Origin of the sequence: Pseudomonas sp. SLFW, assembly GCF_009905615.1 — a bacterium.
Lineage (GTDB): Bacteria > Pseudomonadota > Gammaproteobacteria > Pseudomonadales > Pseudomonadaceae > Aquipseudomonas > Aquipseudomonas bambusae.
On the sequence record NZ_JAAAKW010000003.1, the window covers coordinates 370,762 to 394,730 of the forward strand.

Genomic DNA, 23,969 nt, shown 5'->3' on the forward strand with positions numbered 1-23,969 from the left:
GAGCTTGCCCGCGATGGCGGTGTGTCAGGCACCTATTGTGGTGTCTGGCACACCGCCATCGCGAGCAAGCTCACTCCTACAGGCTTGCTGACACTCAGAAATCCCGTTTGTAGAAAATATCCAGCGAACTCGCCACGCCGCTTGCCGCTTCCAAATACACCTTCTTGCTCAGCAAATACCGTAACGCGATGGTATTCGCCGGTTCGAACACCCCTACGCCATACCGCAAGCTCAGTTTGTCGGTGATCTTGCCGCTGGCGACGACGGACGTTTTGTCGCCACTGCCGGAGGTGTCGAGGTCGAAGTCCTTGATGCCCAGCCCTGACGCCAGTTTCCCCGCCGTGGACGACCCGCCTGCCAAGCCCAGGGCCAACGCGGCCTGGGCCATCATGTTGCTGTCTTCGCCGTTGGTGCTCAGCGGACGGCCCAGCACCAGGTACGACAACGCCTGTTCCTGACTCATCGCCGGTTCCGAAAACACCGTGGTCGTCGGCTGTTCGGCGCTGCCGGTGAGGCGAATGCCCGCAATCACGTCATCGGTCTGACGAATCGCTTCGATGTCCAGATACGGCTGGTCCACCGGGCCCGCAAACAGCAGCCGCGCCTTGCGGATGGTCAGGCGCTGGCCGTACGCGCGGTAGCGGCCGTCGTTCAGGTTCAGTTCCCCTCGGGTGTCGAGGTTGTCGCCGATGTGCACGTGCCCTGCCAGATTGGCTGTCAGCCCAAAGCCGGTGAAGCTCAGCTTCTCTTGCCCCACCTCGACGTTGACGTCCATGGCAATGGCCATCGGCGGTTTGCCCTCCTTGGTCTGCGCACCGACGATCACCGTGTCGTCGGAGACCTTGACCGTGGACGGCGGCAACTGGCGCACCGTGATCTCCCCTTTGGGGATCAGCACTTTGCCGGACACCGCCAGTCGATCCCCTTGCAGGGTGATCTTCAAGTCGGGCGCGGCTTCGAGCTTGGCATAAGGCTCGACCGTGATCGGCAAATGCGAACCTTGCAGGCTGACATCGACATTCAGCGCCTCCGCCCAGCCGATGTGTCCGCCAATGCTGCCCTGCCCGGTCGGGCCGCTGTTCCAGTTGCCCTTCAGTTGCACGTTCTCGCCCGCAATCAGCGCCTGAACATTGAGTTTCTCCAGGCTGACGGGCAGTTCCGGTCCGGACACTTCGCCGTCGCTCAAAGTGACGTTGCCGTTGACCTGCGGCGCCAGGAGACTGCCGGTGATGCGTCCATTGCCGTTGAGCTTGCCGTTGAGCTTCTCGATCATCGGCACGAAGGGTCTGGCCACCGACACGTCCAGCCCGCTCAGGGTGAAGTCGCCACTGACGGGCTTGTTCTTGCCCAGAGGATCGATGCTCAAACTGGCGAGCAGCTCTCCCAGCTTGCCGCCCCGAAAATCCAGGCGAGTGTCGACCTTTTTCGGCGTCAGGCTGCTGGTGAGTTTCAACGCCTGATACGGAAAATCCAGCCACTGGTTTTTGTCTTTCACGCGCAACGTGCCGCCGCTGGCGTCGATCACGATCTGGCCGTTAGGGCCCGATGCCGGAACGTCCAGTTGCACGTCGGCGTTGAGCGAACCCTTCCAGGCGAAATCCTTGGGCAGCCATTGCGCGAGGCTTTCCAGCGGGAATTGCTTGAGGTGGTAACGCAGGCGCGGATCAGGCATCAGGCGTTGGTCCTCGCCACACAGGCTCGCAGGCCCGGACATCCAGCAGTGGGCGCCGAAGTTGATCTTGCCGTCCGCCAGCCGCTCCAGCTTCGCCGGTTGTTGCAGCTTCCAGTCCTGGCCGCCGGTCTGAATGTCGCCGCTGGCCAGCCGCCCGCGCCAGTTGCCTTTGTCGAGGGTGCCGTCGAGGGCAAGGGCCAGCTTGAGCAGAGGGCCTTGCAGGTCAAGCTTGAGCTGCTGTCGCTTGATGTCGCCCTGCCCGTTCAGGGTCAATGTGCCCAGCGCGGTGTCACCGGTCTGGATGCCGGTGGTTTTCAGGTCGATGTTCGCCCGCTGCGCGCCGTCGAGCTTGGCGGCCAGGGTCAGGGTTTGCAGCTTGTGAGTGTCATACGCCAACTGCGTGCCTTGCAGCGCCAACTGACCTTGCGGGGCCTGCAGCGTGCCCGCCAGGTCCAGACGGCCCTTGGCCTGTCCTTGCAAGCGCGGCCACAGTTGACCGAGTCGGGGCAGGCTCATGTCGAGCTGCGCTGCCAACTTCTGTTGCAGGCTGCCGGTGCCCTGTATGCGGTTGTCCCCCAGCCGAATGTCCAGCGCGCTGACCGTCCACTTGTCACCGGCGCCGTCGGCCTTGGCTTGCAGAACGGCAGGCTGTCCACGCAGGCGGCCTTTCAGGTCCAGGTCGGCGTTCAGGTTGAGCTGATCGTTCTTGAAGGCGCCTTTGCTGCGCAGCGGACCGGCCAGCGAACCGGGCAACTCGCCGACCCAGAACGACGGGTCGAGGGCGCTGAGGTCAAGCGCGGTGTCCCACGACACGCCGTCGGCGAAACCGACGTTGACATGACCACTGGCCTTGCCCTGCCCGGCCACCAGTTCGACTTGCGGCAGGAAAATCTGTTGCAGGTCGCCACTGAACGGGCTGCCCAATGTGAACGGCCCCGCCGGGCCTTTGAACGCCCCTGCGAAATTGCCGAGGTATTTGCCATCGGTGTAGGAGACTTCTCCGGTGAAGGTGTGAACGCTGACCTGCGGTTCGTCGATGACCGGGTACAAGCGATGCCAAGGGAAATCCAGCCAGTCGATTTTCGCATCGGCATTCACGCCCTTCTGCCAGTCAACCTTGCCGCTCGCCTTGAAGTGCTGGGTCGGGCTGGCAGTCAGGTCCAGCGCGGCGATGTCCGCGCCTTTGGCGTCCACACGCCCTTGCAACGCCAGCGCCACGGGGCCCTGCTCTGCTGGTAGCGTCGCGTTGCCTAAGATTGCGTAGCCTTGGGCCAGATCGCCTTTGGCGTTCAGGCTCAGGCCATTGAGTTGCAGCATGTCAGGCAGGTCGGCGCTGGGCTTGAAGGCGTCGCTGGTAATGGCGACGTCGGCAGGCAGGTTGTCCACCAGCGGTTGCAGCTGGCCGACCAGTCTGGCGTCGATGTAGCCATGGGTCTGGGCGTTGAGGTTCAGTGTCTTCAGCAGATCGCCATTCACGTTCAGCGTCAGCGAAAGCGGCTGACCGCTCACGTCCGGCAGTTTGACCTGCCCCTCGGCGGTCAACGGCCAGTCGGCCGTGGGGTTGAGCAGGCCGGTGAGGTCGAGGACGATGTCGTCACGTTGGGCATGGACTGAATCAATCTTCAACCCCTCGGCCGTCCAGTGCGCCGCGAGCTGCACGTCGCGTACCTGTTCCAGGCCGTCCAGGTGCACGCTGCCCACGTGCACCTGTCCCAGTTCAAGGGCGAGCGGCAACTTGAGGTCCGGCAAGGTGATCGGGCCGTTGCCAGGTTCAGCGCCTGAAGGAGGAAAGTGCAAACGGACATCGCCGGTTTGCAACGTGTCGATGCACAGGGTCATGCGGGTCAGGCAGCCTGGCGACCAGGCGAACACCGGCGCGTCCACCTCGACTGTGCTCTCACCCTGTTGCCAGACCAGCGAATCCGCCTGCCATTGGCCACCAAGCCGGCCAGAGAAGTTGTTCAACTGCAAACCGGGCACTTGGCCCAGCGCCCAACGGCTGCCGGTTTCGGTGCCGAGAATCAAGCCCACGCTTGCGCCGATCAACACCGCGACGCCCAACACAGTGATCGCGCCATACAGCGCGACCCGTTTAAACAGTGCCGCTTTCGTCACAGTTCAGGTCCCATCGAGAAGTGCAGACGAATGCCGCCGTCGTCATCCAGTGCGTGTGCCAGGTCCAGGCGCAGCGGGCCGACCGGCGAGACCCAGCGTATGCCGATGCCGACACCGGTTTTCAGGCTCGGAAGGTCCAGCGAGTTGAACGAGTTGCCCTGATCGACGAACGCTGCGACGCGCCATTTCTCGGCAATCGAATACTGATACTCGGCACTGCCCGCGATCATGTAGCGCCCGCCGATCTTGTCGCCCTCGTCGTTTTCCGGCGACAGGGACTGGTAGTCGTAACCGCGCACGCTTTGGTCGCCCCCGGCAAAGAAACGCAGCGACGGCGGAATGGATTTGTAGCCGTTGGTGGCGGTGCCGCCCACTTGAAGGCGCCCGAGGAAGCGATGGTTCTGCGCCACAGTGGTCAGGCCCTTGACCAGCGCCGTGCCGTGCACCACGTTGGCGTCCGACCCCAGCCCCTCTTTCGCGACTTCAGTTTCGAATTGCAGGCGATAGCCATTGTGCGGGTCGATGCGGTTGTCGCTGCGCAGGTAGGAATAGCTGATGCCGGGCATCAATAAGGTGCTGATGCCTTCATCATTGCCAAGTCGATATTCTTCGCGCTGCCATTTGAGGGAAATGACTCGCTCCCACCCGCTCGGCAGCTTGCTGTGCCACTCAGGGCCGACGGTGAGCAATTTGCTCAGGCTGTCGGTGTCAGCGATTTCTTCATACTGATAGCCACCGGCAAAGCGCAATTTGTCGGTCAGGGGTGGGTCGAGCGGGATGTCGTAGAACAGCCCGACGTTCTGCCGGGGCGCCGACAGCTCGGACTCGATGCCGTAGCTGTGGCCTTCGGCGTTGACCCAGTGCCGCGTCCAGTTGGCCTTGACCCGTGGCCCCACGTCCGTGGAATAACCGACGCCAAGGCCCATGGTCCGGGGCTTGCGGGTTTGCAGTTGCACGTCCACGGGAATGGTCTGCGCCTGTGCGGCCGTGGGCGAGGCGTCCACGCGCACGCCTTCGAAATAGCCGCTGGACTGCATGGCCTGATTGAGGTCGGCGATCAGCTCGGAATCGTAGGGCGTGTCCTCCTTGAACGGGACCATGCGCCGCAGCAGGTCTTCGTCGAACGGCGCGTCGCCACTGAACGTGACCTTGCCCAGCATGAAACGCGGGCCACTGTCGTAGACCAGTTCGATGTCAGCCACGCCCGCGCGGGGATCGACTGACAGCCGTTGGGTCACAAAACGTCCATTGAAAAAACCGTAGCGGGCGGCCTGATTCTGGATGAGTTTCTTGGCGTCTTCGTAATAGCCGTGGTTGAGGGCAGCGCCCGGCTTGAGCGCATCGCTCTTCGGCACCTTGAACGCCTTGAGTTGACTTGCGGGGCCTTCGATCCGCACCGTGACGTTGCGCAGGTGCACGGGCTCGCCGGGCTGCACGTTCAGGACCAGGTGCAGGTCTTTGTCAGTGTGTTTGATCTCGCTGTCGATCTGCGCCTGATAGTAGCCGAGGGCTTGCGCCGCTTTTTGCGCCTGTTCGACGGCGCCGACGCTGAACCGTTCGAGCGCCTGTTCGTCACGCTCGCCGAGGCTGCCCACGTACCCCTCGATGTTGGACTTGAGTTCTGAATTGGCAGGTTTGATCCGCACCTCCAGTTGCGCGTCGGCGAACGCCGCGCAACTGGAAAACATCAGGAGAAAACCACTGGTGAATCGAACAGGAAACTTCATAGGCGCGGATGCTAACACGAGCGGCGGGGGCTGCTGGAACCCGCAAAAAGGGAGAAGAAACCCGACGTCACACCCTTGAACCCATTGAAACCTGAGGGTTCGGGTGAAAAAACACGTGTTCGCGGATAGGTCCTACAGCAACTTCGCCGATTTCCTCGTAGCCCTGTCTTTTATAGAAGTCGAGATAGTGGCCGTTTCCGGTGTCGAGGACGATGCCCTGAGAGTTTTCATCGACGGCGCACCAGTCATGCAGCGCCTGCAACAGCTGTTCACCGTAGTGCTGGCCATGAAAATCCGGGTGCACCGCGAACAATGGCAACACGTGCACGGCATCGGACGGCAAGCACGCGAGCACCGCCTGGTAATACTCCAGATACCGCTGTGTACACCGCAAACCGGTACCCATGACCATACGCAGTCGCCACGCCCAGCTGTCTGTAATGCCCAAGCGGCGCTGCGGCGGCGCGATCAGGGCGACCCCGACCAGCCGGTCCTGAACGAACAGCCCCAGCGCGGGCATGTCTTGCAGAAAGTGTTGTTTGACCAATTCACGAATGGTCGCGCGCACCCGCTGTTCATAACCGGAACGCCCGGATTCAAAGAGGTAGGCAAAGCTGGGTTCGTGGCGATAGGCCTGGTACAGCAGCGAGCGGGACTCTCGTGAATAACCGCTGTCCAGTAGGCGGATGTCAGGCGAAGCGTTCGCAGGTTCAGGCATGTAATCGTGTCCCTTTCGATGACGACCCGACGCGTGGGGCCGGATTCGTGGTCTCAGGGTTTCGAGTCCTGGCCGTTGTCGACAGTTCCGGCGAGTTTTTCAGGCGTTTCCCACAGCGTAGCAGCCCTGCCTGATCGCGGTTTGTGCGGCGATGCTGGCCGTCGCTGAGCAGGTCGGCTAGCATCGCTGTTTGATTTTTTGCCAGGACTGCCGTCTATGAAAATTGTGTCTTTCAACATCAACGGCCTGCGCGCACGCCCGCATCAACTGGCGGCATTGATTGAAAAGCACCAGCCTGACGTGATCGGCCTGCAGGAAACCAAGGTCTCCGACGACCAGTTTCCTCAGGCTGAAATCGAGGCACTGGGCTACCACGTGCACTTCCACGGGCAAAAAGGCCATTACGGCGTTGCCCTGCTCTCCCGCCAGGCGCCACTGGTCCTGCACAAGGGCTTCGACACCGATGATGAAGAGGCTCAGCGTCGCTTCATCTGGGGCACTTTCGCTGATCGCAATGGCCTGCCGGTGACGATCATGAACGGCTATTTCCCACAGGGCGAAAGCCGCGATCACCCGACCAAATTCCCGGCCAAGACCAAGTTCTATGCCGACCTCCAACAGCTGCTGGAAACCCGTTTCAGCAATGATCAGCCACTGTTGGTGATGGGCGACGTGAACATTTCGCCGGAAGACAGCGACATCGGCATCGGCCCGGACAACGCCAAGCGCTGGCTGAAAACCGGAAAATGCAGCTTCCTGCCAGAAGAGCGTGAGTGGATGGCCAAGTTGAAGAACTGGGGCCTGGTGGACAGCTTCCGCCACCTGTACCCGGAAGTGGTCGATCAGTTCAGTTGGTTCGACTACCGCAGCCGTGGTTTTGAGGACGAGCCCAAGCGTGGGCTGCGCATCGACCTGATTCTCGCTTCCCATGGCCTGCAACCGCGAATCAAGGCCGCCGGTGTGGATTACGACCTGCGCGGGATGGAAAAACCGTCGGATCACGCGCCGATCTGGCTGGAGTTGAGCTGATTCCCGAGGCGGTAAGGCAGTTGTAACCGTCCGGCCCACCCGGCCAGCGGTGGCGTTTCGAACGTCGCCACCGCTGGCAGGCGGTGTTGTAAAAGGCGTGGCCTAAGACTTGTCACATTACAGCAACGCATCTGTCTTATTCTCCGGCCACTTTCGGCCATAAGAAGTTGCCGCACATGTCGCGCACTCGCCTGTTCTTTTCTTTCTTTTTGATCTGCCTGCTACCGCTGTCAGCGTACGCCGCCGCTCCGCTTCCCGTCCCGGGGGATGGCTCGCCTGTGCTGCGCATTCAGGGCTCGAACACCATCGGCGCGCAACTGGGGCCTGCACTGGTCGCAGGGTTGCTCGATCAGCAAGGCGCCCACGGCATTCAGCTGCAACCCGGCGTGCAGCCCAATGAAATGCGGGTCGTCGGGCAAATGCCGTCAGGGCAAGCCGTCAGCATCGACATCGCCGCTCACGGTTCGAGCACAGGTTTTGCTGCGTTGAAAACCGGCCAGGCGGATCTCGCCGCCTCCTCGCGCCCGATCAAGAACAGCGAAGTGAACGACCTCGCGACGCTCGGCGACCTGCGCGGGCACGAGGCCGAACAGGTCATTGCCGTCGACGGCGTGGCGGTGATTCTGCACCCCGCCAACCCGATCCGGGAGCTGAGCATCACGCAACTGGCCAAGGTGTTTTCCGGGGAAATCCGCGACTGGGAAGCACTCGGCGGCACCGGTGGCCCCATTCATCTCTATGCGCGAGACCAGCAATCTGGGACGTTCGACACCTTCAATGAGTTGGTGCTGGCCAAATCGGGCAAGAAGTTGGCCCCGGACGCGAAACGCTTCGAATCCAGCGAAGCGTTGTCCGATGAAGTCAGCCAGGACCGCCACGGCATCGGCTTCATTGGTCTGCCCTATGTCCGCCAAAGCCGTGCGGTGGCGATTATCGACGGCGAATCCAAACCCATGCTGCCGACCATCAGCCTCATCGCGACCGAAGATTACCCGCTGTCTCGTCGCCTGTACTTCTACCTGCCGCCGCAATCGAACCAGCGCTGGGCCAAGGCGCTGGTGCGGTTCGCCCAAAGCCCGCAAGGCCAGTCCATCGTGGCGCAGAATGGTTTTGTGGCGCAGACCGTTCAGGCTGTCAAAGTCCGGGCCACTTCAGAGATGCCTGCCGAATACCAGAATCTCACCCGTGAGGCCGAGCGGCTGTCGGTGAATTTCCGCTTCGCCCAAGGCAGCGCCACCCTGGACACCAAGGCCCGGCGCGACATCCGGCGGGTGATCGATTTTCTGAAAACCCATGACAAGCTGAACCAGAGCGTCACGCTGGTAGGGTTTGGCGATGCTAAAAGCGACCCGGCGCGGGCGCAGCTTTTGTCGAAACTGCGGGCCATGGCAGTGCGCCGGGAATTGCTGAAAGGTGATGTGATCTTGCGTGACGTACGCGGTTTCGGCGATGAAATGCCCGTGGCGGCGAACGATGCTGACGAGGGCAGGATCAAGAATCGTCGGGTTGAGGTGTGGGTGCAGTAGCAGGTTTGCGTAGGCCGCTGGATTCGGGTTGCCTGTGCCGCCTATTCGCGAATGAATTCGCTCCCACAGGGGATTTGCGTTAGAACGAAATTCTGCGGCAACACAAGGTTTCTGTGGGATCAGCGTCAGGCGGATCATTCGCGGCGACGCAGGACTACTGTGGGAGCGAATTCATTCGCGGCGACGCAGGACTACTGTGGGAGCGAATTCATTCGCGGCGACGCAGGACTACTGTGGGAGCGAATTCATTCGCGAAAAGCCAGATCAGGCAATGACCTTTCACTGCCTGAAACCCGGCTCTGTGATTTTGCGCAAAATCGAATCAACGATGCTCGCTGCGCATCATCTCTTTCGGCACGTATTTGCCAATCTCAAACTTCCCAATCGCCGCACGGTGGACTTCGTCCGGCCCGTCCGCCAGGCGCAGGGTACGTTGCATCGCATACATGTAAGCCAGCGGGAAGTCGCCCGAAACCCCTGCTCCGCCGTGAATCTGGATGGCGCGGTCGATTACCCGCAACGCAACGTTCGGCGCCACGACCTTGATCTGCGCGATTTCGCTCTTGGCCACCTTGTTGCCGACCGTATCCATCATGTACGCGGCTTTGAGGGTCAGCAGCCGCGCCATGTCGATCTCCATGCGCGAGTCGGCGATTTTGTCGACGTTACCGCCCAGACGTGCAAGCGGCCGACCGAACGCCGTGCGCTGCACCGAGCGTTTGCACATCAGTTCCAACGCCCGCTCCGCCATGCCGATCGAACGCATGCAGTGGTGAATCCGGCCCGGACCAAGGCGACCCTGAGCGATCTCGAAGCCGCGCCCTTCACCCAACAGGACGTTTTCGTACGGCACGCGGACGTTCTCGAACAGCACCTCGGCGTGGCCATGGGGTGCATCGTCGTAGCCGAAGACCGGCAGCGGACGCACGATCTTCACCCCCGGTGCATCCGTCGGCACCAGGATCATTGAATGTTGTTGATGACGAGGGCCGTCCGGGTTGCTCAAGCCCATGAAAATCATGATTTTGCAGCGCGGATCGCAGGCACCGGATGTCCACCATTTGCGGCCATTGATGACCCACTCGTCGCCATCGCGCACGGCACGGGCGGCCATGTTGGTGGCATCGGACGAGGCCACGTCAGGTTCGGTCATCGCAAAGGCCGAGCGGATTTCGCCCCGCAGCAGCGGTTCGAGCCACTGCTGCTTTTGCGCGTCGCTGGCGTAACGCACCAGCACTTCCATGTTGCCGGTGTCCGGCGCCGAGCAGTTGAACGGCTCCGGCCCCAGCAACGAACGGCCCATGATTTCCGCCAAGGGCGCGTATTCCAGGTTGGTCAGGCCAGCGCCCAATTCGGATTCGGGCAGAAACAAATTCCACAGCCCTTCGGCTTTGGCCTTGGCTTTCAGTTCTTCCATGATCGCGGTCGGCTGCCAGCGGTCCCCTTCCGAGACCTGGCGCTCAAACACAGGCTCGGCCGGGTAGACGTAGGCGTCCATGAACGCCGTGACGCGCTCGCGCAATTCCTGGACCTTGGGGGAGTAAGCGAAATCCATGGGCAGCTACCTTCTGATGAGGTGTTTCAAGACATGGAAGCGATGCTAGATCAGGCCCCTCCATTTATCTAACCTATTCTCGGCGTGTATAAACATTCATCACTGATATATGATCGGCGCGTTTCGGCACGAAAGTCCCAACTACAACAACAGCGTGAGGCGCATCGCAATGAATCTGAGCAAGGTCGATCTCAACCTCTTTATTGTCTTTGACGCCATCTACACCGAGGCCAACCTGACCCGCGCCGGTCAGATCGTCGGCATCACCCAGCCAGCTGTGTCCAATGCCTTGGCCCGTCTTCGCGAGACCTTCAACGATCCGCTGTTCGTGCGCACCGCCCAAGGCATGGTGCCAACGCCGATGGCCCAGAACATCATTGGGCCGGTGCGTAATGCGCTGTCGCTGCTCCGGGTGTCGGTGCAGGAGAGCCGGATTTTCAACCCGCTGCAGGCGAACAAGAACTACCGCATCAGCATGACCGACCTCACGGAAGCGATCATTCTGCCCGCGCTGTTTCAGCGGCTGCGCCGCCTTGCCCCGGCGGTCACCATCGAAAGCTTTCTGTCCAAGCGCCGGGAGACCACCAAGGAACTGGCGGCGGGTCGGCTGGATTTCGCCGTAGACGCGCCGTTGAACACCGACCCGCAGGTGCGCCACGTCAAGCTGATGGAAGACAACTACGTCTGCGCCATGCGCAAAGGGCATCCGCTGGCGAACAAAGGCTCGATAACGTTGGACGACTATCTGTCGGTGGCGCACATCCACATCTCCAGTCGCCGCAGCGGGTTGGGCTACGTCGATCTGGCGCTGGGCAAAATGGGCATCCAGCGCAAGATCGCCCTGCGGTCGCAGCATTATTTGATGGCATCACAGGTGCTGCACCAGACCGACATGGTCATGACCGTGCCAGAACGCTTCGCCCGGCGTAACGACCTGCATTTCGTTCACCTCCCGGTGAACGATGTGCCAAGCGTGGAGACCCACTTGTACTGGCACGAAAGCACCGATCAAGACCCGGCGAACCGTTGGATGCGGGAGCAGATCATTGAGTTGTGTCAGCTGGTGATTGCGCAGGAACGCAAACTTGAGAAAGAGCTTGAGGTTGCAGTCAAGTAACCATGAATCAATAGGTTATCCACTTAACCTCAAGTTGATCATCGGTTTGAGCTATGGAAAACACTGGCGCCGTGAACATGCACTTCACACGCATTCCACCTGGCACCTTGACGTTTACGTCAAGGTCGCCGTACGTTAGCCGAACGCTTCCCTCGTTCGAGCCCCGCCATGAACCACCCGACTTACAGCATTTCCGACCTCGCTCGCGAGCTGGACATCACCACCCGCACCATTCGCTTTTATGAAGAACAAGGCATGCTAAGCCCCGAACGCCGTGGGCTGGAGCGCATTTATTCAGCGAGGGACAAGGTCACGCTGAAGCTGATTTTGAGGGGCAAGCGCATCGGGTTTTCCCTGGCCGAATGCCGGGACTTGATCGGCTTATACGACCCCAGTGGCGACAATCAAAAGCAACTGACCACCATGCTGCAGAAGATCGCCGAGCGTCGCGCCCAACTCGATCAGCAGTTGCTCGACATCCAGCAGATGCAGCTGGAACTGGACACCGCCGAAGAGCGCTGCAAAGAAGCGCTGAAAAATAACGTTCAATAACAAATGAATAGCGCATAAACCTGATGCTGACAGTGAGGATGAATTTGCCATGTCGCTGCCCCAACGCGTACGTCTGGTCGAAGTCGGCCCCCGTGACGGCCTGCAAAACGAGGCGCGCCCCATCGACGTTGCCGACAAGATCCGGCTGGTGGACGATCTTTCCGACGCCGGGCTTGGCTATATAGAAGTCGGCAGTTTCGTGTCGCCCAAGTGGGTGCCACAAATGGCGGGATCGGCGGAAGTGTTCGCGGGCATCCAGCGCAAGGACGACGTGACCTACGCCGCCCTCGCCCCCAACTTTCGCGGTTTCGAGGACGCGCTGGCGGCGGGTGTCAAGGAAGTCGCGGTGTTCGCGGCGGCTTCCGAGGCCTTCTCGCAGCGCAACATCAACTGCTCGATCAGCGAAAGCCTCGACCGTTTCCTGCCGATCATGGAAGCAGCGCGATTGCACGGTATTCGCGTGCGGGGCTATGTGTCCTGTGTGCTGGGCTGCCCATACGAAGGCACCGTGCCGCCGAAACAGGTGGCGGCAGTGGCCAACGAACTGTTCGGCATGGGCTGTTACGAAGTGTCACTGGGCGACACCATCGGCACCGGTACACCCGGCGCGACCCGCGAATTGATCGACGCCGTCGCCGCCAACATCCCTCGCGGCAAACTGGCCGGACATTTCCATGACACCTACGGGCAGGCGCTGGCGAATATCTACGCCAGCCTGTTGGAGGGGATTCAGGTGTTCGACAGCTCGGTGGCGGGCCTGGGCGGCTGCCCTTACGCCAAATGGGCCACGGGCAATGTGGCGACGGAAGACGTGGTGTACATGCTCAACGGGCTGGGCATCGACACAGGTATCAACCTCGACAAACTGATTGCAGCCGGTCAGCGCATCAGTGACGTGCTGGGCAAGGCGAACGGCTCTCGGGTGGCGAGGGCACGTTTGTCGGCCTGATGTGCGACAAGTTGTCACACAGTGTTACCCTGACCGGCATTGAAGCGATGGAAACGGGTAACACGGAAACACCCGGTGATGATTTCAGCGTGAAGCTAAATTTGGGGTTTTTCTGAAGGCCACGGTTTCCGGGCTTTTCAAAGCATTGACGAAACTTGGCATGGCTTCTGCTATGTCTTACGTACAACAAAAATAAAAAATCGCAGTAACCCAATAAAAACAAGACGTATCGGCTCTGACATAACAAGAACAAGACGGAAGAGACGCAGCTAACTGATTTTTTTGGAGTGGATCGCTTTGTGAGGCTCAGGCCTCTCGACCGGGCAGAGAACAATAAAACTACCCTCAGGTAGCTACCGCACGGGTTGAATCGCAAGATCGGAGCTACATCAGCGCTCAAAAAAATACGTTTGCTCTTGGCCCCGGATGGGGGTCGCTCAAAACCAAAAAGGTATGGCTGCCAAAAACAACAACAGGCCACCTAAAAACAAAAAAGAGCATGCAACTGAAACACCTTGAAGGGGAGCCTCGGCTCCCCTTCGTGCTGTCTGGCGTTTGGAAACCTCACGCCAGACGCTCCTTAAAAATTAGCTGGCGTGTTCGCGCTGATGATTTCCGCCTCATCCTGCCCGACGTTGCGAAAGCTGTGCGGCAGCGTGGTCGGGAAGTAATACCCATCACCGGCGTTGAGAATGCTGATCTGCCCGTCCACCGTCAGCTCGATGGTGCCTCGGGTAACCAGACCGCACTCCTCGCCCTGGGCATGCACGATTGGTTCATCGCCCGAGCCTGCACCCGGCGCGTATTGCTCACGGAGCATGCGCATCTGGCGGCTGGGCACCGAAGCGCCGATCAGCAACAGGCGCAATCCGTCGCGACCGAGATCCGGCTGTTCTCCGGCGCGGAAGACGTAGCGTTGTTCTTGAGGCGGCTGATCGAAGGAGAAAAAATCCGCCAGGGTCATGGGAAACCCCTCCAGCAGTTTTTTCAACGAACTGACCGAGGGGCTGACGCGATTCAACTCAATCAAGGAGATCGTGCCATTGGCGACTCCGCTGCGTCTGGCCAGCTCACGCTGGGACATTTTGTAGCTTTCCCGCACTAACTTCAGTCGTGACCCCGTATCCATGACAGCCCTTGGTTGATTCTGAGGGTATCGGGGGAAGTGCCTGTTTTCACACACGAAGCGTGGGCCGTTCCCCGGTTTGAGTGGGGCTGATTAGAACACGATTAAGCGCCCTGACCTAGACGGCCACGCGACATATGAACGCGACGGTTTTAGCTGGGTTGGGGTGGGTATTCCGCGATGAACTGCCCGATGACATCGGCGAAATCGTGGTCGGCGGTAAACCCGAGTTTTTTCGCATACGTTGCGGTGAATGACCCCGGCCAGGAGCCGACGATTTTCTCGATCGCCGGGTTGCGTTCCAGCCGAATCCGGTGGGCGACCTCGTCCCCCGCCGTTCGCCGCAGCGCGTCAATCATGTCTGCCACCGTGATCGATAAGCCCGGCATGTTGATCACCCGCCCCGACTGCAATTGCTCCGCCGACAGCTCATGGCCGTGAATCAGGTTGGCGATGGCCTGCGCCGGTGACATCAGCCACAGGCGCGTCTCCATCGGCACCGGGCACACGCTTTCCTGCCCGTTGAGCGGCTCACGGATGATGCCACTGGCGAAGCTCGATGCCGCAAGGTTGGGTTTGCCGGGGCGCACGACGATGGTCGGCATGCGCAAGCTGCGGCCATCGACGAAACCCCGACGGCTGTAATCAGCGAGCAGCAAATCGTTCATCGCCTTTTGTGTGCCGTAGGAGCTTTGCGGCGCCCAGACTTGATGGTCCTCCACCTGAGCAGGAAGTTGTCCGCCGAACACTGCCACGGAACTGGTCATCACCCATTTCGGGCAAGTGCCGAGGCTGCGAATCCGTTCCAGCAGCTGTTGCGTCGCGGTGAAGTTGATGCGCATCCCCAGCTCGAAGTCCTGTTCGGCCTGACTCGACACCACGGCTGCGAGGTGGAAAACGCTGTCGGTTTCGGCGCTCACCAGCCCTTCCAGCACGTTGGAGTCGGCGATGTCACCGCAGACCACCTCGACCCTAGGGTCGTCCAGACCGGTCAGCGGCACCACGTCGAAAGCCACGATTTTCGAGAAAGCCTGCCTGGCCCCTTGTCGATCGGTCAACGCGCCGCGCTGCAAGAGGGCTTCGATCAGGCGACGGCCGAGAAAGCCGGCCGCACCGGTCACGAGAATATTCATGGGTCACTCCTGTTGCTCAACGGTTAACGAGTTTTGCGGGAATCCGGAAGATCAACACCGAGCTGAGGATCAGTGCACCCGCCATCACGTACAGGCCGATGGTGGTGCTTTGGGTCATGTCCTTGAGGAAGCCGATCAGATACGGCGAAACGAACCCTGCAAGGTTGCCGCACGAGTTGATCAGCGCAATCCCCGCAGCGGCCGCCGTGCCCCCGAGGAACGCCGTCGGCAGGCTCCAGAACAGTGGCAAGGTGCTAAGGGCGCCCATGGCGGCGAGGGTCAGGCCGATCATCGACATCGTGAAACTGCTGCTCCAGGTCGCCGCGATGACCAAACCGATGGCGCCGACGATGGCCGTCAGTGCGAGATGCCAGCGGCGCTCACGCACCCGGTCCGCGTGGCGCGACACCAGCAACATGGTCGCGACGGCCGCACCGTACGGAATCGCGGTCAACAGGCCGATGTGCAGCACGTCGGTCACCCCGGCCTGACGGACCAGCGTCGGCAGCCAGAAACCGACGGTGTAAAAGCCCGCGATCATGCAGAAATAGATCGCGGTCAGCAGCCAGATGCGCGGCTGGCGGAACACGTCGCGCACGCTGTGGGCTTCGTGGGAGTGGCTTTCGGCGTCGATGCGCGATTGCAGCAGGGTTTTCTGTTCCTGAGTCAGCCAGCCCGCGTGGGAGATGCGATCACTGAGGCAAAAGATCACCAGAATACCGATGGCCACCGACGGCAGACCCTCGATGAAGAACAGCCACTTCCATCCTGCCCAACCGTGAGCACCGTCGAACACCGCCATGATCCAGCCGGACAGCGGCGCACCCACCAGGCCCGACAGCGGCACGGCGCTGGCGAACAACGCGAACATCTTCCCGCGACGGTGGGTCGGGAACCAGTACGACAGATAAAGGATGACGCCCGGGTAGAAGCCGGCCTCGGCCAGCCCCAGCAGGAAACGCATGATGTAGAACGACATCGGCGTGGTCACGAAGGCCATGCAGGACGAGATCACGCCCCAGCTGATCATGATCCGCGCAATCCACAGCCGGGCGCCGACCCTGTGCAAGATCAGGTTGCTGGGGATTTCAACCAGGAAGTACGCGATGAAAAAGATGCCCGCGCCGAGGCCGTACACCGCTTCGGAGAAATGCAGGTCATCGGACATTTGCAGTTTGGCAAAACCGACATTGACCCGATCGAGGTAGGCCACCAGGTAACACAACAGCAGGAGCGGCAGAATGCGCCACGCCGCCTTGCGGTAAGCCGCGTCTTCGGAGGCATCGGCGGCGGGCGTGCCGATGGCGCCTTGCGTCAAGGATTCACTCATTTCTTTCCCATCCCTTTGTTTTTGTAGTGGGCGATTGTTGGGGGCAGAACAGCGTGCGACATAACAATTAACATAATACGTCATACGAATTCAACACGCTTCCTGCACGGGACGTGGCGCCGGAAATGCAGTAACGTTCATTCATTTGAAACATGAGATTTCCATGTCCGCCTCCGACCTGACCCCGCGCCCGAATGCACCTTCCAGCCTGAAAGACGCCTCCAAAGGCACACTGGCGGATCAGGTGACGGCCGCACTCAAAGCGCATATCGCCAACGGCGAAGCCCTTCCCGGCACGCGCCTGCCCACGGAGCCTGTGCTGTGCGAGCGCTATGGGGTGAGCCGCACGGTGGTGCGAGAAGCGATTTCCCGGCTTAAGTCGGCGGGTCTGGTGGAAGTGCGTCAGGGCAGCGGGACCGTGGTCTGCGAAGGTGCGCACATCAAGGCGTTCACCATCGACGTGGACGTCGGCGGCTCCATCGAAGCGGTGCTGCGCGTCACGGAATTACGCCGGGGCATTGAGGGCGAAGCGGCCGCCCTCGCCGCCCAGCGCCACACCCGTCACCAACTGGAGACCATCGAGCGTGCGCTGAAAGCCATTGATACCGCCGAACACGAAGGCCATGACGGCGTCGAGGAAGACCTGGCGTATCACCTGTCGATTTCCCACGCCACGGGCAATCCGCTTTACCCGTCTTTGCACGAATTCATCGCCCAGTTTGTGAAAGAGGCCATCCGCATCACCCGCTCCAATGAAGAGCGCCGTCAGGAAATGGCCAGCACCGTGCGCGTCGAACATGTCGCCATTTACGACGCCATCGCCGCCCGCGATCCGGAAGCTGCCCGCCAGGCCGCCCTCACCCACATCAACAACGCTGTCGAGCGACTGAAGAGTGCCGACCCGTCCTTTTGGCAGAATCCCGAGCACATAAATCCTTGAAGCGCATGGCAGTCGCCCGCAAGACTTGACCGTTCGTCGTGATTTTATAAATAGGAATCAGTCATAAAACCGTTTTCACGAAATGTTCACGTTGCAAGGTCCAGTCTGCACTTACTCCTTTTGATCCTCTTTAAGCCCGTCTTCCCCAGCGGGCTTTTTTCTGCCCGGGATTTGAGCAGCGTGCTCATGCAACACCCCGCAAATTCCTCGAACTCGTCTTGCGCGCTGTCCTCCAACGTTCAAGCCCCCTGAGGATACTGACATGAGTAACGACGACCGCAACGCCTCCACCCGTCCCACCAACGCCCCACCTACCGATGCGTCCGGCAAGCCCGTGAACGTGGTCGAGCGGGATCTCGAAGACCGCGACGACGACACCCGCGCCGTGGACGAAGTCATCACTCCGACATCGATTCGCACCAAGGAACAGGAAGCCGAAGAGCTGAAACGCAAGTCCGACGCCATTGAACGCAAGGTCGCCGACGGCAACTGACCGGCGCTTGCATTGCCCGGTTTCTGGGAACGGATTCCCATTGCCGGGCACCGTTCGTCGGCGTCGGCAATGTTGTGCTACACCTACTGGCAAGCACTTCAGCACTGTCAGGGATGAGTCGGTCTATGCGTTTGAACATGCCGGTTACACAGCAGGAACGTACCTTTGCCGCCAGCGAGCGTCTGATTTCCACCACCGACCTCAGCAGTCACATCACCTACTGTAACGATGCTTTCGTCGCCCTCAGCGGTTTTACCCGCGAAGAACTGATCGGCCAGCCCCACAACCTCGTTCGTCACCCCGACATGCCGCCGTCGGTGTTCGCCCACATGTGGGAGACCCTCAAACAGGGCAAGCCGTGGATGGGCGTGGTCAAGAACCGCGCGAAGAATGGTGATTTTTACTGGGTCAGCGCTTACGTCACACCGATCTACGAGCACGGTAAGATCGCGGGGTTCGAGTCCGTTCGGGCGCTCCCGACCCGAGAGCAGGTGCGGCGGGCCGAGGCGCTGTACGCGCGCCTGCGAGCGGGCAAGTCTGCCGTTTCCGGTGTTGAAACCGCCCGCTATCACCTGACCCGCCAACTGCCGCTGATCATCGCCGCTGTGATTCTCGGCGTTTGCAATTATTTATTGGCCGATCATGCGGAGCTGGCGGCCATGCTGCTGACGCTGGTCGGCCTCAGCGTGTTTCTGGAATGGCGGCAAAACCAGACGCTCAAGGCGCTGCTGGACGAACACCCCAAAGCCTTCACCGACCCACTGATCGCCCTGACCTACAGCGATAATCGCGGCCCGCAGGCGCGTCTGGATTTGGCGCTGCTCAGCGAGGAAGCGCGCCTGCAAACGGCGCTGACCCGGTTGGTGGATGCCGGGGAAAACGTCAAGCAACGCGCCGGCCAATCCGCCAGCCTGTCGCTGTTGCAGGCCGAAGCCCTCGACCAGCAACGTAGCGAAACCGATCAATCGGCGACCGCGATCACGCAAATGGCGGCGACGATTCAGGAAGTCACGCACAACGTACAGAACACCGCCAACGCTGCGCTGGAGGCGGACAACCTCGCGCAACAGGGACGCAGCCTGGCCGACGACAGCCTGTTGGCGATTCGCCACATGGCCAACTCGGTGTCTGAAATCGGCGAAGCGGTGGGCGAGCTGGCCAATGCGACGCAATCCATCGGCAGTGTCGTGGACGTCATCAATTCCATTGCCCAGCAGACCAACCTGCTGGCCCTCAACGCGGCTATTGAAGCGGCACGCGCCGGGGAACAGGGCCGAGGGTTTGCGGTGGTGGCCGATGAGGTGCGCTCACTGGCTTCGCGCACGCAGACCTCCACCGAGCAGATTCAGGGGATCATCGGCGAATTGCGCGAAGGCGCGAACCGTGCCGTGGCCACCGCGACGAGGGGCCAGGCCATGTCGCAGGAAAGCGTGACCAGCGTCGAAGCCGTGCAGCACGCGTTGAGTGGCATCAGCCAGGCGGTGTCACGGATCACCGGGATGAGCCAGCAGATGGCCTCCGCGTCCGAGGAGCAAACCCACGTGGCCGAAAGCATCAATCAGCAGATCAACCGCATCGCTCAACTGTGCGACCAGAGCGCGGGGCAAGCGCAACAGGGGTCGAGCATCAGCCGAGAGCTGGAGCAGATGGCCCAGTACCTGCACAGCCTGGCCGAGCGGTTCAATCGCTAGCAGCGGCCGGGGCTTCAACCTGCAACTGCCGACGAACCGCTGCCAGCACTTCTTCTGACAGCGCACGACCTTCGGCCATCCGGGCGACGGTCAGTGCCCCCATCATTGCGCAGAGACTCAGCATGGCCTGATCACGGTTTGACGGGCCGGCATCCCCTGCGGGCCGGGCGGCCGCCAACTGATCGGTCAGCAGCGCCAGAGTCTGCTCAAACCCTTGCACCGCGACCGTCTTCACGGGGTCTTCAGCCCTCGCGAGTTCACTGCCCAACGCCGCAAACGGGCAGCCACTGCTTTCATCCCGGTGCTGCACGCTCAGGTAAGTGGCGACCGATGCATTGAACGCATCGGCTTCTTCGCCTGATGCCCCGACTTGCGCCAACTTCGCCAACTGATCGTCCACGGACGCTTTCGTCGCCTCCGCGACCAGGTGTGCCTTCGACTTGAAGTGTTTGTAAAACCCGCCCTGCGTCAAACCCGCGGCCGCCATCAATGCGGTGAGGCCGCTGCCGTCGATGCCGTGGCGACGAAACTCGACGCGGCTGACCTCAATGATTTTCTGCCTCGTTGCAGCGGTTTCCAGTTTGCTCTTGCGCATGGAGCGCCTCTTTCTATCCGAATATCCGACGTGCTGTTGACATTAGATTCTGATCACCATCTAATGTGGATTACAAGCTTCATATAACTCTCCCACCCGCGCAAGCGGTTTCCTGCACTGAGGATCGATCATGTCTCAACCCACCCTGCTCGTCACCGGCGCCACTGGCTTCACCGGTCGTAAAACCGTCGAAATCCTGCGCGAAAAAAACATCCCTGTCCGAGCCCTGGTGCGCGCCGATGACCACCGCGCAGCGGAACTGCGCGAGCTGGGCGCAGACGTTGCCATTGGCGATTTCCAGGACCTTGATTCGCTGCGCGCCGCCCTTGAAGGCATCGAGTCGGCCTACTTCGTCTACCCGATCCACCCCGGCATCATCGACGCGAGCGCCCGTTTCGCGCTGGCGGCGAAAGAGGCTGGTGTGACCTCGTTGGTGAACATGTCGCAGATTTCCGCCCGCCGCGTGGCTAAAAGCAACGCAGCCTTGAGCCATTACACCGCCGAACGCGTGTTCGACTGGTCGGGTCTGGCGACCACGCACCTTCGCCCGACGTACTTCGCCCAATGGCTGCTCTACCCGCACTGGCGGAAACACATCGTCGAACGCGGTGAGATCCGCCTGCCGTTCGGCGACGGTCGCCACGCCCCGATCGCCGCCGAAGACCAGGCCCGCCTGATCGCCGCGATCCTGCAAAACCCGCAACCCCATGCGGGCAAGACCTACGACCTCAACGGCCCGATCGAACTGAGCCAGCAAGGTGTCGCCGATGCCGTCGGTGAAGTGCTGGGCCGCATCGTGACCTACGTGCCGATCAGCCTTGAGCAATACGATAAGGAAATGACCGAATCGGGGCTGGGCCCGTTCCTCCGCCAGCACTTGATCGAGGTCGCGCAGGATTACCAGCATGGCGTGTTCGAGGGTGAAGACTCGATCATCGCCGACGTCACCGGCGTCGCGCCGATGACTGTCCAGGCGTTTGTGACCTTGCACAAGGCCGCCTATCAGCGTTGATTGATCCCGATCCACGCAAGCCCCGCTGAGTCGTGCATTCAGCGGGGCTTTTCAGTGACACACCCTTAGCGAAGCGGCGTCTCCGGCTTGCCGTTGACCGCCAGCTCAGAGACGTTCCACCCTCCCCCCAATGCCTTGACCAGCCCGACACTCGCCGCCAGTTGTTGGGTCTGCAAATCCAGCACGCTGCGTTGCGTCTGCAACGACGCGGTTTGTGCGACGACCACGTCCAGATAACCAATCGCCCCCTGCTTGTAACGGGCCAGCGAGAGGTTTTCGCTGTACTGCGCCGCTTCCGCCGCTGCGCGCTGATCCTCCAGCGCCGAACCCAGGCCATCAATGATCGACAGGTTGTCTTCGACCTGCTCGAACGCCGCCAACACCTGCGCCCGGTATTTGCCGCCCGCCTCGTCCGTCGCGGCTTTCGCCGCGTCCACCTGGGCCTGACGCAAGCCGCCGTCGAACAGCGTGGTCACCAGCGACGGCCCCACGGCCCAGAACAGATTGGATGCGCTGAGCAGATTGGCGAACTCGCTGCTTTGATACCCGCCTTGGGCGCTCAGGGTCAGCGTGGGGAACCAGGCGGCGCGGGCGATACCGATCCGTGCGTTGGCGGCGGCAATGCGTCGCTCGGCGGCGGCAATATCAGGTCGACGCTGGAGCAAGGTCGAGGGCACGCCCTTCGGCACCGCGGGCAACGGCAAGGCTGCGGTGCTCGGCGCGATGCTGAACTGTGACGCCGAGGCGCCGGTCAACGCCGCAATGGCATGTTCAAGCAGCGTCCGTTGCACGTTGTTTTGCTTGAGCTGCGATTTGGTCGACGACAGCTGCGAAGAAGCCCGCGCGACATCCAGCCCGGAGACGATGCCGCCGTCGTGCAGGCCTTGGGTCAGGTCCACCGCGCGGCTGAACGCCTGGGTCGTCTGTTCCAGTAGGTGGGTCTGCTGATCCAGGCCGCGCAGGCGCACGTAGCTGTCGGCCAGTTGCGCTTGCAGGCTCAGCCGCGCAGACGCCAGGTCGGCGAGCGAGGCCTGCGCTTCGTCAGTACCCGCCGCCACCGAATTGCGCACGCGGCCCCAGAGGTCCACTTCGTAGTCGATCTGCAAACCCAGGGTGCCCGAGTTGTAGACGTCGTCCGTGGTGCTGGCACGCAACGGTCGGGTATCGGACTGGCGGATTCGTTGCGCGTTGCCAATCTGCTTCACCGTGGGCAATAACGCTGAGTTCACTTGGGCCACGAACGCCTGAGCCTGCGCGTAATGCGCCAGCGCCGCGCTCAAAGTCGGGTTGTTGGCCAGCAGTTGCTGTTGCAACGCATCCAATTGCGGGTCGTTGTAGACCTGCCACCAACCGTCGCGACTGATCTGGTCGCTGGGCGTGGCGACGCTCCACGGCCCCTGGGTTTTGTACTGTTGCGCCGTGGGCACCGACGGCACGGTGTAGTCCGGCGCGAGGGAGCATCCGCCCAGCCCCAGCATCGCCATCAGCAGCATGCTCTGCTTAACCATGGGGTTTGGCCTCGGCGGGTTTGGCGATCTGCACCGGGTCGTTGTCGTTCAAGCCATCGGGCGGCGTGTCGATGACGCGGTCCGTGGCGGCGAGGCCCGAACCGATTTCCACCGAATCACCGAAATCCCGAGCGATGGTCACGGTCTTGAACAGCACGTGGTCGTTTTGATCGAGGGTCGCGACGCGCATGCCTTGGGCGTCGAATTGCAAGGCACTGGCCGGGAGTCGCACGACATTGGGTTGAATCGGCAGGTCGAAGCGTACGCTGGTGTAGGCGCCCGGCAGCAGACGACCGCTGGGGTTATCAACTTGCAGCTGCACCAGCGTGCTGCCCGATGCTGCGTTGACCGAATCCGCTGACGCAATGACCGTCGCCTTGAATTGTTCCTGCGGGTATTCGGGCACGCTCAGTCGCGCCGTTGCACCGGCCTTCACTTGCGGCGCGTAACTCTGCGGCACTTGAACGTAGACCCGCAAACGGCTGACGTCGGACACGGCGAACAGCTCTTGGCCGCTGGCCGTGCTGCCCGCGTTGATCAGCGCGCCGACATCCGTGGAGCGCGCCGTGACCACACCGTCGAACGGCGCGGTCAGCCGTTGAAAGCCTTTGGTGGCGGTCAGCCGTTCGACATTGGCCTGAGCCGCCTGAACCTGCGCCTGCTTCGCAGCCAGGTCACCGTTGCGCTCATCGACTTCCTGCCTGGACACCGAGTCCGACGCCAGCATGGCCTGCCAGCGTTTGGCACTGGTCTGGGAGAGCGAGGCGTTGGCTTTGGCGGTGGCCAGATCGGCGCGTGCCTGGAGCAACTGCTGATCCAGTTCGGGGGTGTCGATCTCGGCGAGCAGTTGGCCTGCCTTGACCTTGGCGCCGATGTCGGCTTTCCAGGATTTCAGGTAACCGCCGACACGGGCAAAGATCGCCGCCCGCGACCAGGCTTCCAGGCGGCCCGGCAAAATCAGCGCCGAACCTTGGGTGGGTGCGGCCGGGCTGATGACGATCACGCTGGGCAGCGCCTGGGCATCGGTCCAGGTTTTCAGGTCTTTCGATTCACTGGCGCGGGCCGTGAGACCGACGAACACCACGGCGGCGACCACGACCAGCGCAATCAGCAGACCCAGATTCGCCCGCCAGCCGCTGACGCGTGGCTGACGTTGGGTTACAGGAGTGTCGTTGAGCATG

At 61.4% G+C, this 23,969-nt stretch carries 19 protein-coding genes; 9 read left to right on the forward strand and 10 right to left on the reverse strand.

Annotated features, from left to right (window positions below; translation table 11 throughout):
• Nucleotides 1-94: 94 nt before the first annotated feature.
• The 3 genes from GVN17_RS07550 to GVN17_RS07560 all read right to left on the reverse strand — a co-directional run bounded on the left by GVN17_RS07550 (nucleotide 95) and on the right by GVN17_RS07560 (nucleotide 6,232).
• Nucleotides 95-3,754 (reverse strand): translocation/assembly module TamB domain-containing protein, encoded by a 3,660-nt coding sequence (locus tag GVN17_RS07550; RefSeq protein WP_371928512.1) that lies wholly within the window; start codon nucleotides 3,752-3,754, stop codon nucleotides 95-97.
• 29 nt (nucleotides 3,755-3,783) lie between these two features.
• Nucleotides 3,784-5,514: an autotransporter assembly complex family protein gene (locus GVN17_RS07555; RefSeq protein WP_166594603.1), complete on the reverse strand. Its 1,731-nt coding sequence runs from the start codon at nucleotides 5,512-5,514 to the stop codon at nucleotides 3,784-3,786.
• Between the two features lie 67 nt (nucleotides 5,515-5,581).
• A complete protein-coding gene (locus GVN17_RS07560) occupies nucleotides 5,582-6,232 on the reverse strand; it encodes an N-acetyltransferase (RefSeq protein WP_166594604.1) in 651 nt (216 codons plus the stop codon).
• A gap of 216 nt (nucleotides 6,233-6,448) precedes the next feature.
• Here GVN17_RS07560 and xthA point away from each other — a divergent pair, with 216 nt between their 5' ends.
• On the forward strand, nucleotides 6,449-7,261 hold the full coding sequence (xthA, locus tag GVN17_RS07565) for an exodeoxyribonuclease III (protein WP_166594605.1): 813 nt from the start codon (nucleotides 6,449-6,451) through the stop codon (nucleotides 7,259-7,261).
• Between the two features lie 176 nt (nucleotides 7,262-7,437).
• Nucleotides 7,438-8,787 carry a substrate-binding domain-containing protein gene (locus GVN17_RS07570; protein WP_166594606.1) on the forward strand — a complete coding sequence of 450 codons (1,350 nt, stop codon included), beginning with the start codon at nucleotides 7,438-7,440 and terminating at the stop codon, nucleotides 8,785-8,787.
• A 322-nt stretch (nucleotides 8,788-9,109) separates the two neighbouring features.
• Here GVN17_RS07570 and GVN17_RS07575 read toward each other — a convergent pair whose 3' ends face one another.
• The gene (locus tag GVN17_RS07575) at nucleotides 9,110-10,342 is read right to left on the reverse strand and encodes an acyl-CoA dehydrogenase (RefSeq protein ID WP_166594607.1); all 1,233 of its coding nucleotides are present in this window, start codon (nucleotides 10,340-10,342) and stop codon (nucleotides 9,110-9,112) included.
• 169 nt (nucleotides 10,343-10,511) lie between these two features.
• On the opposite strand from GVN17_RS07575, the gene GVN17_RS07580 reads away from it, so the two are divergent.
• The 3 genes from GVN17_RS07580 to GVN17_RS07590 all read left to right on the forward strand — a co-directional run bounded on the left by GVN17_RS07580 (nucleotide 10,512) and on the right by GVN17_RS07590 (nucleotide 12,960).
• The gene (locus GVN17_RS07580; protein ID WP_166594608.1) at nucleotides 10,512-11,459 is read left to right on the forward strand and encodes a LysR family transcriptional regulator; all 948 of its coding nucleotides are present in this window, start codon (nucleotides 10,512-10,514) and stop codon (nucleotides 11,457-11,459) included.
• Nucleotides 11,460-11,627: 168 nt separating this feature from the next.
• Entirely contained in the window at nucleotides 11,628-12,011 is a 384-nt protein-coding gene (locus GVN17_RS07585) for a MerR family DNA-binding transcriptional regulator (protein ID WP_166594609.1), read from the forward strand.
• A 49-nt stretch (nucleotides 12,012-12,060) separates the two neighbouring features.
• The gene (locus GVN17_RS07590) at nucleotides 12,061-12,960 is read left to right on the forward strand and encodes a hydroxymethylglutaryl-CoA lyase (RefSeq protein WP_166594610.1); all 900 of its coding nucleotides are present in this window, start codon (nucleotides 12,061-12,063) and stop codon (nucleotides 12,958-12,960) included.
• A 580-nt stretch (nucleotides 12,961-13,540) separates the two neighbouring features.
• On the opposite strand, the gene GVN17_RS07595 is transcribed toward GVN17_RS07590, so the two are convergent.
• From GVN17_RS07595 to GVN17_RS07605, 3 genes are all read right to left on the reverse strand, one after another.
• Complete coding sequence (locus tag GVN17_RS07595; RefSeq protein WP_166594611.1) at nucleotides 13,541-14,089, reverse strand: cupin domain-containing protein; 549 nt, start codon at nucleotides 14,087-14,089, stop codon at nucleotides 13,541-13,543.
• 149 nt (nucleotides 14,090-14,238) lie between these two features.
• A complete protein-coding gene (denD, locus tag GVN17_RS07600; protein WP_166594612.1) occupies nucleotides 14,239-15,219 on the reverse strand; it encodes a D-erythronate dehydrogenase in 981 nt (326 codons plus the stop codon).
• Nucleotides 15,220-15,235: 16 nt separating this feature from the next.
• A complete protein-coding gene (locus GVN17_RS07605) occupies nucleotides 15,236-16,549 on the reverse strand; it encodes an MFS transporter (RefSeq protein ID WP_166594613.1) in 1,314 nt (437 codons plus the stop codon).
• 163 nt (nucleotides 16,550-16,712) lie between these two features.
• On the opposite strand from GVN17_RS07605, the gene GVN17_RS07610 reads away from it, so the two are divergent.
• The 3 genes from GVN17_RS07610 to GVN17_RS07620 all read left to right on the forward strand — a co-directional run bounded on the left by GVN17_RS07610 (nucleotide 16,713) and on the right by GVN17_RS07620 (nucleotide 19,673).
• On the forward strand, nucleotides 16,713-17,489 hold the full coding sequence (locus GVN17_RS07610; RefSeq protein WP_166594614.1) for a FadR/GntR family transcriptional regulator: 777 nt from the start codon (nucleotides 16,713-16,715) through the stop codon (nucleotides 17,487-17,489).
• 262 nt (nucleotides 17,490-17,751) lie between these two features.
• A complete protein-coding gene (locus tag GVN17_RS07615; protein ID WP_166594615.1) occupies nucleotides 17,752-17,982 on the forward strand; it encodes a hypothetical protein in 231 nt (76 codons plus the stop codon).
• 125 nt (nucleotides 17,983-18,107) lie between these two features.
• Nucleotides 18,108-19,673, forward strand: coding sequence for a methyl-accepting chemotaxis protein (locus GVN17_RS07620; RefSeq protein ID WP_166594616.1), 1,566 nt, complete (start codon nucleotides 18,108-18,110; stop codon nucleotides 19,671-19,673).
• On the opposite strand, the gene GVN17_RS07625 is transcribed toward GVN17_RS07620, so the two are convergent.
• Complete coding sequence (locus tag GVN17_RS07625; RefSeq protein ID WP_166594617.1) at nucleotides 19,663-20,268, reverse strand: TetR/AcrR family transcriptional regulator; 606 nt, start codon at nucleotides 20,266-20,268, stop codon at nucleotides 19,663-19,665. The two genes, GVN17_RS07620 and GVN17_RS07625, sit on opposite strands and share 11 nt — an antisense overlap.
• A gap of 130 nt (nucleotides 20,269-20,398) precedes the next feature.
• Between GVN17_RS07625 and GVN17_RS07630 the strand changes: the two genes are divergently transcribed.
• Nucleotides 20,399-21,280 carry an NmrA family NAD(P)-binding protein gene (locus GVN17_RS07630; RefSeq protein ID WP_166594618.1) on the forward strand — a complete coding sequence of 294 codons (882 nt, stop codon included), beginning with the start codon at nucleotides 20,399-20,401 and terminating at the stop codon, nucleotides 21,278-21,280.
• Nucleotides 21,281-21,345: 65 nt separating this feature from the next.
• On the opposite strand, the gene GVN17_RS07635 is transcribed toward GVN17_RS07630, so the two are convergent.
• Together GVN17_RS07635 and GVN17_RS07640 are read right to left on the reverse strand one after the other, a co-directional pair.
• Nucleotides 21,346-22,788: an efflux transporter outer membrane subunit gene (locus GVN17_RS07635; RefSeq protein ID WP_166594619.1), complete on the reverse strand. Its 1,443-nt coding sequence runs from the start codon at nucleotides 22,786-22,788 to the stop codon at nucleotides 21,346-21,348.
• Complete coding sequence (locus tag GVN17_RS07640) at nucleotides 22,781-23,968, reverse strand: efflux RND transporter periplasmic adaptor subunit (RefSeq protein WP_166594620.1); 1,188 nt, start codon at nucleotides 23,966-23,968, stop codon at nucleotides 22,781-22,783. Before GVN17_RS07640 ends, GVN17_RS07635 begins: the two co-directional genes overlap by 8 nt.
• Nucleotide 23,969 lies beyond the last annotated feature (1 nt).